We start from the raw sequence: 13644 nt of genomic DNA, 5'->3' as shown, positions 1-13644 counted from the left end.
GGATCGTCCCGGCCGGGAGCCGCTCCTGGTGCTGTGGCTGTCAGGGGAGGATGGCGCTGGCTTCGATTTCGATGAGGAAGTCGGGTTCGGCGAGGGTGGCGACTCCGATGAGGGTGGTGGGCCGGATGACGTCGGCGTCGAGGCGGGCGGCCGCGCGCTGGGCGCCCGCGGTGATGTCGGCCCACTTGTCGAGTGACCAGTCCACGGCGTAGACGGTCAGGCGCAGGACGTCGTCGAAGGTGCCGCCGGCGGCGGCCAGCGCGGTGCCGATGTTGAGGTAGGCCTGTTCGGTCTGTGCTGCCAGGTCTCCCGGTCCCACCGGTTCGCCGGTGGCGGTGCGGGCGACCTGTCCGCTGAGGAACACCACGCGGCTTCCGGTGCCGATGGCGAGCTGCCGCCATCCGTCGGGCTGGGGAAGGCCGGGGGGATCCATGGTCTCAACAGCCATGTTCTGTCCTTTCTCGAAGGGCCTGCGGGCGGGCACCGTTGCGCCTGCGGCAGGCGCAACGGCGGTCCGGTGCGTGGTGCGGGGAGTGCGGCCGGCCGGCGCTGGGATGCGGCCGGCGGGTGGTCAGCTGTGTTCGCGGCAGGTGGCGTAGTACTTGCGCAGGATGCTGACGAGTTCGGGGTCGAAGCGGGAGGCGAACAGGAGCTCCGGCGGGGGCGTGAACTCGGGGTCGATCTCGTTCGCCCAGTTCAAGGTGGCCGGGCGCAGGTCCATTTCGATCCAGTGGTGCCAGTCGACGGGGATGGTCCAGTCCTGCTCGTATCCGATGCCTATCTGGTGGTCGACGACGATGCCGACGCTCTCCTCGCGGGTCCATGCCTGGATGGGCTGCCGCAGGGGGGTGAAGGGTTCCAGGTCGGTCCGGGTCTGCTCGCCCAGGATCCTGGCGGCGAACTCCTGGGCCAGCAGGGGGGAGAGGTGCAGGCCGTCCCGGTAGGTGCCGGTCATGATCCACAGGCCGTCCATGCCGCCCTCGCCGAGCAGGGGGAAGGCGTCCATGGACACGGGGCGGTTTCCGGCCTGGACCTTGGTGACGTCGCTGTTCCACAGGTTGCGGCGGACCTGGCGGTGGGCGCACTGCAGGAGGAAGACCAGGTCGCGCATTTCGGCGGTGTCGCGTGGTTCCACGGAGATGACGTTGGTGGCGCCGAGGTAGACGTGGCCCTCGCTTCGGGGGACGACGTGGAGTCCGCAGGCGAAGGAGCGGTTCGGGGTGCGGATGACGCTGTCCGGTGTGGTGGCGTCCACGGTCCTGACGAGGGTGGAGACGCCGTAGCCGCTGACCAGGCGGGGGATGCGGGGGCCGACGGGCAGGGTGTCCAGGAGTTCTTGGGTGCGGGCTCCGGCGGCCAGCATCACGTGGTCGGCGCCGATCTTTTCCCCGGAGGCCAGGACGACGCCGGTCACCCGGTCGCCCTGGTGCACGACGCGGGCTGCGGGTTCGGCGATGAGGGTGCCGCCGGCTTGGACGACCGCGGATTCGAGCCGTTCCAGGAGGGCGGCGGAGTTGACCGCGTGTTCGCCGGGGATGTGGAACGCCTTGAGCGGGCGGGAGATCGGATCGGCGTCCACCCAGTCGAGGTCGGCGGGCTCGATGTCCTCGAACGGCTCCGAGTGGCGGGTGAGTTCGGCGCGGATGGCCTGGTAGTTGGTGTCGTCGATCTCGGCCGTGCCGATGGTGTTGAGGATGACGGTGGTGCCCTCGGCGGTCTTGACGGCGGTGCCGTCGGTCTCCTCCTCCAGCTCCGCCAGCCACTGGGGCCACATCCGGCCGGCCTGGATCCCGAGTTCCAGCTTGGCCCGGCCGTGCTCGCTGGCCAGCAGCGAGGTGGTGACCTCACCGAAGCAGCCGAGCATCGCGCCGGCCGCGGTCGAGCCGGCCCAGGGCCGGTGCGGCCGGCCCAGCACCGCCACCCGCTGCCCCCGCCGCGCAAGGACCCGTGCGAGCGAGAGCCCCAGGACTCCGTTTCCGACGACGACCACATCAAAGCCGGTGCCGTCCGCGTTCCCGCCTGCGTTCATGACATTCCAATCTTCCGGGGCGCTGCTGTGCAGCACCCAGAGCTGAATTGAAATCCGTCTGTACCGATGGCCCGGTGGCAATACGGTGATTGCCCCGGCCCGGCCGGCCCGTCAGCCGGCATACCGGCCGGGCGGGGCGTGGGATGAGCAGTTCCACCCGGCGCCTCATCCGGCCCGGGGCGCTGCACAATCAGCGGCGCCAAAACCCCAATCCAGCGGCGCTGGAGCTCGTATTCAGCGGCGCTGGAACTCATACATGGTGAAGTCCATGTCCACCGTGCCGCGCTCGTTGGTGTGGGCCTTGACCTCCGGGGAATCGCCGAGGTCCACCGCCGGGAGTTCGACGGACTCGCTGCGGTACCTGCGGCCCCCGAAACCCGCATCGGCGGCCGCCCGCAGCATTTTCGCCGGGTTTCCCATGGCCTCGCTGGTGCCCAGGTAAATCCGCCCGTCCGCCGCCAGATGGGGCCCCACGTCACAGAAGAACCTGCGCTGCAGCGCGTAGCCGGGGTCGAAGACCGCCCGTTCGATCTGCGGGCCGTAGGGGCGGTCTTCGGGCGCTTCGATGAACGGGGTGTTCCAGAAGACGATGTCGAGCACCTCGGCCGCGTCCAGGGCGTCGAACAGGTCGCCGGCCAGCGCCGTCACCTGGCCGGCCACGCCGTGCCGGGCGGCGTTGCGCCGGGTGTTCGCCACCGCCGCGGGGTTGATGTCCGTCGCCACCACGCGCTCGCAGCCACGCTGCGCGGCGAGCACCGCGGCGATGCCCGCGCCGCAGCCCATCTCCAAAAACCGCGAGCCCTTCTCGTAGGGCACCCAGGACGCGAACAGGCCGGGGCCCGGGTCCGTGTAGGGGGGAAATACCTCGGGGAGCAGGTCCCATTCCCTGTCCAGCAGCGAAAACGTCGTCCGTGCCGGACGGTCCGGGCTGTCGATCTGCGAAAGGACCAAGCTTCCCAGTTCGAAACCGAGCTTGTTGTCCATGTAAATCCTCCCTCATGGGAGCCGCAGGGCAGATGAGTCGGAGTTTTTCTCTGCGGATCCCGGCGGTGGAATTCTGGTGGAATGACGCCGGTCACGCCGGGTGGTACCGGCTCCGCCGCCGGATTTTCCGGCCGGGCCTTCGGCACCGCTTTCCGGGCTTCACTTTTCCACGGACCGGTTTTCGCGGTCAATCATTTTCCCGGAAAGGCGGCAAGAATTCTTGGAGCCGCACACGGCCCCGGCGCGGCCGGCCCCGCCCCGGCGTTATACGAGTTCCCTGCGGCGTTTTGCTGAATTCCGTCAGGTGAAGAGCCGGGGCGGGGCGGCAGCGGGCATGAACACGGCGCCGGGCAACGGCGCAGTGAAGGGTGATCGCTGAACGGCGGGTGGGGTCGGGGAGTGGGGTCAGTTTTCGGTGGGCCGGGGGGTCTGTGCCCGCTTGCGGGTGACCGCACGGTCGATGAGGACGGCCGGGACGGTGAGCACGGCCAGGCCGGCACCGAGCCAGGGGACGGAGGTGAGGCCGGCGCCGGCGCTGAGAGCGACGCCTGCCAGGACGGGAACGATGCTGATGCCGAGCTGGAACGCCGAGACGGCGGTGGCACCGGCAAGGGTGGGCGCCTGTGAGGCGAGGGTGAACACCCGCCCGTAGATGGCCGGGTTCAGCACGAACCCCGCGATCCCCAGGAGCAGGACGAGGGGGATGACGGCCACGGCGTGCGGGGCGAGGAGCGCGAGCAGAACGGACGTGAGAAGGATCCCGCCCGCCCCGGCCAAAAGCGCGTGATGGGGACGCTTGTCGGCGATCCTGCCGCCGATGGAGAGGCCGATGAACGCGCCGACACCGAACAGCGTGAGAATCCCGGGAACCCACACGGAGGGAATGCCGGTGAGGTCGGTGAGGAAGGCCGCGAGGTAGTTGTACGAGATCATGTAGGCGGCGGTGCTCAGCAGGGTGGCGGCATAGACCACCCACAGCTGCGGCTGCTTCATCGTGCGCAGCTCCCGCCGCACACTGGGCTCCTCGGCCGCCCGGGTCGCGGGCACGGCGACGAGCGTCAGGAGCCCGCCGACGGCGGTGAGGGCGACCACCGCCCAGAACCCGCCCTGCCAGCCGGTGAAGTGACTGATCAGCGCGCCGGCCGGGCCGCCGCCCACCATCGCGATGCTCAGCCCGCTGACGACCACGCCGGAGGCGCGCGCGGTGCGGTCGGGGGTGACCAGGCCGATCGCGGTGACCGCGGCGACCGCCCAGAACCCGGCATAGGCAAGGCCGCACACGAAGCGGGTCGCCAGCAGCACACCGTAGTTGTCGGTCACCAGGCCGATCGCCACCGAGACGGCGAAGAGGGCCTGCGAGGTCACCAGCGTGGTCCGCCGCGGCCAGCGCAGGGTCAGCACGGCCAGCGGCGGCCCGCCGATGACCACACCGATGGCGAACGCGGAGATCAGCGCACCGGCGGAGGACAGGGAGATCTTCAGGTCGTCAGCGATCGCCGGCAGGACCCCGGCGAGCAGGAACTCCGCACTGCCCATCGCGAACAGACTGAACGCGAGCAGATAGACCGCCATCGGCAGCCTCTTGGAAGCGGTACCGGAAGCCGACGCTTCCTGTCCGGTCTCGACGCTCATCGCTCGCCGCCCCCCGCCCGCACGGTCGTGGCACACCCGGCCGCCCCGGCGGGGTGTGCCGGCCGGACGGGCGAAATGCGCGCGGGACAGGGCGGCGCGGTGGCGGAACTCATCAGCCCAGGGGCGGTTAAACGCATGCGCGGTCTCCTTGTTCGGGTTGTTCGGTGCGCGGATCGGGCGGGCGCGGCCTACCGGACGGCCGGGATGCGGCGCCGCCGAACGGCCCGCCCGGCCCCCGCACCCGGCACACCAACGCCGGGAGCGAAGGCGGCACCGGCCCCGGGGCCCACGGCGGCCACGGCACGGGCACCCGGCCCGCCGGACGCCGGCAGCGCCGCTGCACCCGGCCGCTCCCACGCCACCGCCATGTCCTGGCCCCCTCGTCAGCCGCGCGCTGGGCACGGACGCCCGGCAATCCACCACGTGACCGTGGTGGTCACCACAGGCCCATGCTGGAACCAGCCGTGACAGGCACACAACATTTGTTGCCGATACCGGGACGCGGAGACCACAAGCGCCCGCCCCCCCGCACCCCGCCCGCCGTCCGGCCAACCCCCCGCCCGCAACCGGCAGTTCGACGCCGCCCCGCACACCGCCGGGCCCGCCCCCGGCCACCGCGCCCGGCCGCCCCCGGTCACCGCGCACCGGTGGCACGAGGCGGCCCCCGGCGCCCGCCGCGCCCCTTCAGCCCCGCGGCGCGGCGAGCAGACCGCCGACGGCCCGGGCCACGTCCTGCGGTGCGGGCAGGGCGGGATGGTGGCTGGTGGCGCCGGAGGAGACGTCGTAACTGTCGTGCCACAGAGGCTCGTTGACGAGATGGCCGTCCGCGCGGATCTGGGCGATGTTGCGCTGGACCGCGGGCCTGTGCCACATCTGGGCGCCCATGACGGGAAAGTAGATGACGGGGTACCCGACCGACAGGGCGACGGTCATCAGGCGGTTGGGGGCAGCGCCGGTGGCAGCGGCGGCGAGCGTGTGGGCGGTGGCCGGCAGGACGGCCACCAGATCGTGGTCGGCGGCCAGACGCGAGGGCTTGTCGGTGGGCCAGTCGGCCGGGGACTCACCGGCCACGACGCGTTCGGCACACAGGCCCGCCGCGGCGGGGGAGAGGAACTTCGCGGCGGTGTGCGTCATCAGCACGGTGAAGCTGCTGCCCGCGATGTGCCGGCGCATCGCGCCGATATAAACGGGAAGCTGGGCGACCGCTATGGAGCCGGTGGCGCCGATCAGGATGCGTTTTCCGCCGAGGTCCGGGGGATGTGGCTTTTCCATGCGCTCCATCATGCCCACGCGGCCGCCCCGGTCAATGCCGGACCAGGCACCTGCAGACAGGTTCCGGTTAGGCTCAAGCGGGATTCGAGTACGCTCTCCTGACGGCCCGCCACAGACCGCTTTCCCTGCCGCCAAGGAATCCTTATAGACTCCATAAAGGAACCCGGCGCAAACCACGCCGCCCCCGCACCACCCGCCCCGAAACCCCGTGACCAGCACAAACCCCGCCCCTGCGGCCCGGCTTCGGCCGGTGAACCAAGGCCCTTCGGTGAGACTTCGGCCCGCCGCGGGCAATCCTTCGGTCGGCCCTTCGGTGGCACCGTATTGAGGTCACGTGCGCCCGCTCCTATCTTCGCCGTGACTGCCCGTGAATTCCGGTGGCCGCTGCCAGGACACCGGAAATCCAGGCCACCGGAAATTCCGCACCCGCGCACCGCGCCCACCCACGCAAACACAAACACAAACGCAAACGTGAACGCGAGTGAACGCGAAAGCGGAATGCGGATACGGAATGCGGACGCGAGAGCGCGGACACCGGGCGCAACGAGCACGCCCGCGAACGACGGCACACGCCGCGCGGCGCGCACCCGTCTACGCGGGCGGCCGCTCCATCCACGTACCGCGGTCCACGCACTGCGGCCGCGGCCGGCAGCACCAGGCCGTACGCGCCACCGATGAGAGGCGGGAAGCTGATGGAAGACCTTCTGAGCGAGTTGCACAACCGTCGGATCGATCTGCGTCAGGCCAAGGGCCGCGTAACGGCCCACGCAGCGGACGGCGGCGCGCTGCCACCGCAGCTGGCCGAGGCGGTGGCCGGCCGCCAGGAGGAACTGGCCGCGGCGCTGGCCGGCCGCCCCCGCCCGGCGGGCCTGCCCGCCCTCACCGCGCACAGCGCGGCACGCAACGAGCCGTTCGCCCTGACCGACATCCAGCAGGCATACGTGATCGGCCGTCACAAGGGCCTGGAACTGGGCGGCGTGGCCAGCCACCACTACCTGGAATTCGCCTGCCCCGCCCTGGACGTGCCGCGCCTGCAAACGGCACTGCGCCAAGTCATCGCACGCCACGAGATGCTGCGCGCGCACACCACCGCGGACGGCACCCAGCGCATCCTGCCCGCCGGCCACCTCACGCCCTACGAGATCGCCGTCACCGACCTGCGCGGCAAACCGGCCCCCGAACAGGACGAAGCACTGGCCGCGATCCGCACCGAACTGACCGACCAGATGCTGCCCACCGACCAGGCACCCCCCTTCGACATCCGCATCACCCACCTCACCCAGGACAGCCTGCGCCTGCACGCCAGCATCGACCTGCTCTTCATCGACATGCACAGCGTCTTCCGCATCTTCGCCGACTGGCGCCGCTTCTACGACGACCCCGCCTGGACCCCCGCACCGCTGGACCTCTCCTTCCGCGACTACGTCCTGGCCCACCAGGACCTGCCCCGCCACGACCTGGGCACCCAAGCCGCCGCCTACTGGCAAGGCCGCCTCGCCACACTGCCCCCGGCCCCCGAACTCCCCCTGGCAAGCGCCCCGGAACAACTGGGCCGCCCCGCCTTCGAACGCCGCCGCACCACCCTGGCCCCCGACCGCTCCACAGCCCTGCAGCAGGCCGCCGAACGCCACGGCCTGACCCTCACTGCCCTACTCCTTGCGGCATACGCGGAAGTGCTGCGCACCTGGTCCAAACGGCAGGAATTCACCCTCACCCTGACCCAGTTCCACCGGCTGCCCCTGCACCCCCAGGTCGACGAGATCGCCGGAGACTTCCTGACCCCCGCCCTGCTCGCCATCACCGGCACCGCCTCCCAGACCTTCGCGCAGCGGGCAGCCGGCATGCAGCGCCAGTGGCTGGCCGACCTGGCCCACAGCACACACAGCGGCATCACCGTCCTGCGCGAACTGGCCCGCCGCCAGGACTCGGGCCGCACCGCGATGCCGGTGGTCTTCTCCTCCACCCTCACCGACCCCCGCCTCCCCTCCGGGGCCGCACTGGAGGGCTTCGGCACCCTGGTGGACGCCCTGAGCCAGACCCCGCAGGTATGGCTGGAAAACCAGATCTCCCACAGCGCCGGCGGCTCGCTGACCCTCCACTGGAACGCCGTCAAGGACCTGTTCCCCGACGGCGTCCTGGACGCGATGTTCGACGCCTACGGCGCACTGCTCACCCGCCTGACGGACGACGAGGACACCTGGCAGAACACCGGCAGCGTCGTGCCGCTCTCCGCCGGCCAGGCCGCCGAACGCGACCGGGCCAACGCCACCGCCGACGCACAGCTGCCCGCCGCCCGCCTGCACGACCTGGTGAACGCCGCCGCCACCCGCAGCCCCGACGCGGTGGCGGTCATCGCCGCCGGCACCGAGACCACCTACCGCCAACTCACCCAGCGGGCCCACCGGCTGGCCCACCGGCTGCGCGCCGAAGGCGCCGGCACCCCGAACACCCTGGTGGCCGTCTCGATGCGGCCGGGCGCCGACCAGTACGCCGCACTGCTGGGCATCCTGCACGCCGGCGCCGCATACGTGGCCATCGACCCCGACCTGCCGGCCGAGCGCCGCCACCGCCTCATCGAACGCTGCGCCGCCACCCTCGTGGTCACCGACGCAGACCAGCACCAGTCCCTCACCTGGCCCGCCGGCACCCGCCCCCTCACCCTCCACGAGGACGCCACCACCGCCCACCCGGCCACCGCCCCCCACACCCGCCAGGGCGTCGACGACCTCGCGTACGTCATCTTCACCTCGGGCTCCACCGGCGAACCCAAGGGCGTCATGATCACCCACCGCAGCGCCGCCAACACCGTCCAGGACATCAACCGCCGCTTCCACGTCGGCCCCGACGACCGGGTGATGGCCCTCGCCCCCACCGGCTTCGACCTGTCCGTCTACGACCTGTTCGGAGTCCTGGGAGCCGGCGGCACCGTCATCGTCCCCGACCCGGCCCACGCCACCGACCCCGCCCACTGGACACAGCTGATCTCCCGCTACGGCGTGACCCTCTGGAACAGCGTGCCCGCCCCGATGCGCATGTGGACCGAATCACTGACCTCCACCGGCGCACCCCGCGGCTGCCGGCTGCGCCTGGCCCTGCTCAGCGGCGACTGGATCCCCATCGGCCTGCCCGACCAGATCCGCGCCCACCTCCCCGCCATGCAGGTCATCAGCCTCGGCGGCGCCACCGAAGGCTCCATCTGGTCCATCCACCACCCCATCGAAACGGTCGACCCCACCTGGACGAGCATCCCGTACGGCACACCACTGGCCAACCAGACCATGCACGTCCACAACTCCTGGCTCGCCCCCTCCCCGGTCCACGTCACCGGCGAGATCTACATCGGCGGCACCGGCGTCGCCCAGGGCTACCTCGGCGACGAACAGCGCACCGCCGAACGCTTCCTGACCCACCCCCACACCGGCGAGCGCCTCTACAAAACCGGCGACCTGGGCCGCTACCTGCCCGGCGGCACCATCGAGATCCTGGGCCGCGAGGACTTCCAGGTGAAGATCAACGGCTACCGGGTGGAACTCGGCGAAATCGAAGCCGCCCTCGTCCGCCAACCCGGCATCCGCACCGCCCTGGTGACCGCACCACTGCACGCCCGCACCGGCCAGCGGCAACTGGCCGCCTACCTGGTCGCCGACGACCCCGACCGCCTCCCCGACCCCGCCCAGCTGCGCGAAGCACTCGCCCAGGTCCTGCCCAGCTACATGCTGCCCGCCCGCTTCGTCCCGCTCACCACCTTCCCGCTCACCCCCAACGGCAAGATCGACCAAAAAGCCCTGCCCACCCCGTGGAACGACACCGAACCCACCCCCGGCACACGGGCCGCACCCCGCACCGAGACGGAGGAGAAACTGCTGGCCCTGTGGGCACAACAGCTCGGCCACCAGGACTTCGGCACCGAAGAAGGCTTCTTCGACGTCGGCGGGGACTCCCTGCACGCCGTGGGCATCCTCGGCCTGCTGCGCGCCGAATTCGGCATCGGCCCACAAGCCGAAGGGGACATCATCGAGGGCCTGTTCATGAACGCCACCATCACCGCCTTCGCCGAACTGATCACCCAGCACACCCCCACCGGACAGACCGCCCCGACCGGGCAGATCACCGAGGAGGCAACCGCATGAGCCCCCACGACCCGGCGGATACGGCCGAACGCGAGTGGGAATACGTCATCGTCGGCGGCGGCTCCGCCGGCACCGTCACCGCCGCCCGCCTCGCCACCCAGGGCAAAACCGTCCTCCTCCTGGAAGCCGGCACCGACCAGCCCACCCCCCGCCCCCCAAGCCACCCCCTCGCCGACGCCGGCCGCCTCATCCTGAGCGGCTACAACTGGGACTACCGCGCCCACCTGCGCACCAGCACCCGCCTGGACGACCTCATCAACGCCACCACCCCCGGCCGGATCCCCGAACGCCCCGCCGCCCGCGCCCTGTTCGAACGCTTCCCCTACCAGCTGGGCAAAGTCATCGGCGGCGGCTCCGCCGTCAACGGCGCCATCGCCATGCGCGGCCTGCCCCGCGACTTCGACCAGTGGACCGCCCACGGCAACCCCGGCTGGTCCTGGAGCGACGTCCTGCCCTTCTACAAGGCCACCGAGACCGACACCGACCACCCCGGCCCCCTGCACGGCACCCGCGGCCCGCTGCCCGTCCACCGCACCCCGCGCACCGCCCTGCACACCCTGGACGCCGCGTTCTGGCAGGAATGCAACGACCAGGGCATCCCCGACCTGCCCGACCTGAACGCCGGCACCGAAACCGGCGTCGGACCCATCCCCAGCAACACCGCGGACGGCGAACGCATGGACGCCGCCACCACCTTCCTGCACCAGGCCCGCCACCTGCCCAACCTCACCGTCCGCACCCAACTGCGCGTCACCCGCGTCCTGTTCACCGGCACCCGCGCCACCGGCGTCGAAACCGACCACAACGGCACCCCGGCCCGCCTGCGCGCCCGGCACGTCATCCTCTGCGCCGGCGCCATCGGCACCCCCGCCGTCCTGCAACGCTCCGGCGTCGGCAACCCCGCCCTCCTGCACGCCCTGGGCATCCCCGTCACCGCCGCCCTGCCCGGCGTCGGCGAAAACCTCACCGACCACCCCTCCGTCGTCATCTGGTCCAAACCCCACGACGGCGTGTGCACCCCCGGCCTGCCCTGGCGCCAGGTCGCCGCCCGCATCCCCAGCGGCTACGACACCGACACCGACATCCAGATGGGCCTGCTCAACAACGTCGAAAGCCACACCATCCCCGGCTTCGCCGACCGCCTGGGCTGGCCCATGGTCGTCGGCCTCTCCGTCATGCTGCTGCGCCCCCGCTCCCGCGGCCGCGTCTTCCTCGACACCGCCGACCCGCACACGAACCCCGTCATCGAACTCGGCCTGGGCACCCACCCCCAGGACACCGACCGCCTCTGCCACGGCGTCCGCCGCGCCTGGACCTTCCTGCGCTCCCCACACCTGGCCGCCAAGCTGGAGAAAACCCAGTTCTGGACCGACAGGATGGTCGCCACCCACAGCGCCCTGCGCAGCGGCGTGCGCCACATCATGAACCCCGGCTGGCACGCCACCGGCTCCGCCCGCATGGGCACCCCCCAGGACCCGATGGCCGTCACCGACCAGGAAGGCCGCGTCCACGGCCTGCAAAACCTGCGCATCATCGACGCCTCCCTCTTCCCCGCCATCCCCTCCGCCCCCACCAACCTGACCACCCTCATGCTCGCCGAGAAAATCCTCAGCACCCTCAAGGACGAGACATGACCCCGCCACCCCGCCCCCCGCTGCGCCTCTACCTCTTCCCGCACGCCGGCGCCACCTCCCTCCTCTACCGCCCCTGGCAGCCCCTCGCCCCCACAGCCTCCACCTGCACGGCATCGACGCCCCCGGCCGCGGCACCCGCACCCGCGAAACCCCCGTGACCGACTACCACGCCCTCGTCAAAACCCTGGCCGCACACCTGACCGCCGACCTCCTCACCACCCGCGAGCACAGCGGCACCCTCACCTACGCCACCTTCGGCCACAGCTTCGGCGCCACCCTGAGCCTGGCCGTCGCCGCCGCCGTCACCCAGGAAACCGGCCAACCCCCCGCCCGCGCCTACCTCTCCGCAGCCCTCCCGCCCCGCCTGCAGCCCCCCGACAACCTCGCCGACCTCCCCGACGAAGACCTGCTGGCCAAGACCGCCGCCGACGGCGGCACCCCGCCCCAGGTCCTCGCCCACCCCGCCATGCGCACCCTCCTGCTGCGGATGCTGCGCCAGGACCACACCGTCCGCCGCGCCTTTCCCACCGAGGCCGCCACCTTGCAGACCACCGCCCCCCTCACCCTCATCGCCGCCCGCGACGACCCCTACGCACCACCGGAAGCAATGCGGCAGTGGGCCGCACACACCACCGGCCCAATACGCCAAGTAACCATCCCCGGCGGCCACTTCGCCGCCATCCACCACCCCCGCGACACCCTCGCCCTCATCGCCGCCGACACCACCGGCCACCCCGGCGACGGCACACGACGAGCAGAAACCGGTGAGCCGCATGTCCCCTGACCGCTACGAGCCGCAGCACGAGGACTTCCGCGCCCTGTGCCGCGAGTTCCTGGCCCGCGAGGTCCTCCCGCACCACGCCCGGTGGGAGAAGGACGGCATCGTCAGCCGCGAGGTATGGCGCAAGGCAGGAGCCGCCGGCCTGCTGGGCATCGGCGTGCCCACCGAGTACGGCGGCGGCGGCGAAAGCGACTTCCGCTTCCCCGCCGTCTTCTCCCAGGAGATCATGCACGCCCGCGCCACCGCCCCCGGCTTCGTCGCCCACAACGACGTCATCGCCTCCTACCTCGCCCCCCGCACCACCGACGAGCAGAAAAAACGCTGGCTGCCCGGCCTGTGCGCAGGCGAGACGATCGCCGCCATCGCCATGAGCGAACCCGACGCCGGCTCCAACGTCGCCGACATCCGCACCACCGCCCACCGCGACGGCGACACCTACCTCCTCAACGGCACCAAGTCCTTCATCACCAACGGCGAGAACGCCGACCTGATCGTCGTCGCCGCCAAAACCGCCCCCCAGCGCGGCGCCCAGGGCATCAGCTTCCTGGCCGTCGAACGCGGCACCCCCGGCTTCACCCGCGGCCGCCGCATGGACAAACTCGGCTGGCACGCCAGCGACACCTGCGAACTCTTCTTCGACGACTGCCGCATCCCGGCCGGCAACCTCATCGGCAAGGAGAACGCCGGCCTCGCCCACATGATGGCCGGCCTGCCACGCGAACGCCTGAGCATCGCCACCGTCGCCGTCGCCGCCGCCCAACGCATGCTCACCGACACCCTCGACTACGCCCGCACCCGCCAGGCATTCGGCCAGAACATCGGCAGCTTCCAGCACAACCGCTTCCAGCTCGCCACCATGGACACCGAAATCACCATCGCCCAGGTCTACCTCGACCACTGCATCAGCGAACTCAACGCCGGCCGCCTCTCGGTCACCGACGCCGCCAAAGCCAAATGGTGGACCACCGAACTCCAGGTCGACGTCGCAGGCCGCTGCCTCCAGCTCCACGGCGGCTTCGGCTACCTCAAGGAATCCGCCATCTCCCGCGAATGGACCAACAGCCGCGTCCAGACCATCTACGGCGGCACCACCGAAGTCATGAAAGAACTCATCGGCCGCTCCCTGGGCCTGTAACCCCTCACACGACCGCGCCGCACGCCCCCGGACAAGGAGCGTGCGGC

10 protein-coding genes are annotated in these 13644 nt (G+C 71.2%); 5 read left to right on the top strand and 5 right to left on the bottom strand.

Features of this window, described 5'->3' with window-relative positions; genetic code table 11:
* Positions 1–40: 40 nt before the first annotated feature.
* The 5 genes from LIU39_RS24315 to LIU39_RS24295 form a co-directional block, all read right to left on the bottom strand.
* The gene (locus tag LIU39_RS24315) at positions 41–448 is read right to left on the bottom strand and encodes a RidA family protein (RefSeq protein ID WP_227048992.1); all 408 of its coding nucleotides are present in this window, start codon (positions 446–448) and stop codon (positions 41–43) included.
* Between the two features lie 123 nt (positions 449–571).
* Positions 572–2029: an NAD(P)/FAD-dependent oxidoreductase gene (locus tag LIU39_RS24310; RefSeq protein ID WP_227048991.1), complete on the bottom strand. Its 1458-nt coding sequence runs from the start codon at positions 2027–2029 to the stop codon at positions 572–574.
* A gap of 234 nt (positions 2030–2263) precedes the next feature.
* Complete coding sequence (locus LIU39_RS24305; RefSeq protein WP_227048990.1) at positions 2264–3013, bottom strand: methyltransferase; 750 nt, start codon at positions 3011–3013, stop codon at positions 2264–2266.
* A gap of 405 nt (positions 3014–3418) precedes the next feature.
* On the bottom strand, positions 3419–4645 hold the full coding sequence (locus tag LIU39_RS24300) for a Cmx/CmrA family chloramphenicol efflux MFS transporter (RefSeq protein WP_227048989.1): 1227 nt from the start codon (positions 4643–4645) through the stop codon (positions 3419–3421).
* A gap of 684 nt (positions 4646–5329) precedes the next feature.
* Entirely contained in the window at positions 5330–5917 is a 588-nt protein-coding gene (locus LIU39_RS24295) for a flavoprotein (protein WP_227048988.1), read from the bottom strand.
* A gap of 692 nt (positions 5918–6609) precedes the next feature.
* Between LIU39_RS24295 and LIU39_RS24290 the strand changes: the two genes are divergently transcribed.
* From LIU39_RS24290 to LIU39_RS24270, 5 genes are read left to right on the top strand one after another with little or no spacing between them, the layout of a single operon-like run.
* Positions 6610–10047, top strand: coding sequence for a non-ribosomal peptide synthetase (locus LIU39_RS24290; protein ID WP_227048987.1), 3438 nt, complete (start codon positions 6610–6612; stop codon positions 10045–10047).
* Complete coding sequence (locus LIU39_RS24285) at positions 10044–11681, top strand: GMC family oxidoreductase (RefSeq protein ID WP_227048986.1); 1638 nt, start codon at positions 10044–10046, stop codon at positions 11679–11681. Before LIU39_RS24290 ends, LIU39_RS24285 begins: the two co-directional genes overlap by 4 nt.
* Positions 11678–11839, top strand: a complete 162-nt coding sequence (locus tag LIU39_RS24280; RefSeq protein WP_227048985.1) for a hypothetical protein — start codon at positions 11678–11680, stop codon at positions 11837–11839. Before LIU39_RS24285 ends, LIU39_RS24280 begins: the two co-directional genes overlap by 4 nt.
* Positions 11785–12465, top strand: coding sequence for a thioesterase II family protein (locus LIU39_RS24275; protein WP_227048997.1), 681 nt, complete (start codon positions 11785–11787; stop codon positions 12463–12465). Before LIU39_RS24280 ends, LIU39_RS24275 begins: the two co-directional genes overlap by 55 nt.
* A complete protein-coding gene (locus tag LIU39_RS24270) occupies positions 12455–13597 on the top strand; it encodes an acyl-CoA dehydrogenase family protein (RefSeq protein ID WP_227048996.1) in 1143 nt (380 codons plus the stop codon). Before LIU39_RS24275 ends, LIU39_RS24270 begins: the two co-directional genes overlap by 11 nt.
* Positions 13598–13644 lie beyond the last annotated feature (47 nt).

Source organism: Streptomyces pinistramenti, from assembly GCF_020564935.1.
Lineage (GTDB): Bacteria > Actinomycetota > Actinomycetes > Streptomycetales > Streptomycetaceae > Streptomyces > Streptomyces pinistramenti.
This window is presented reverse-complemented; position numbering and strand designations above follow the sequence as displayed.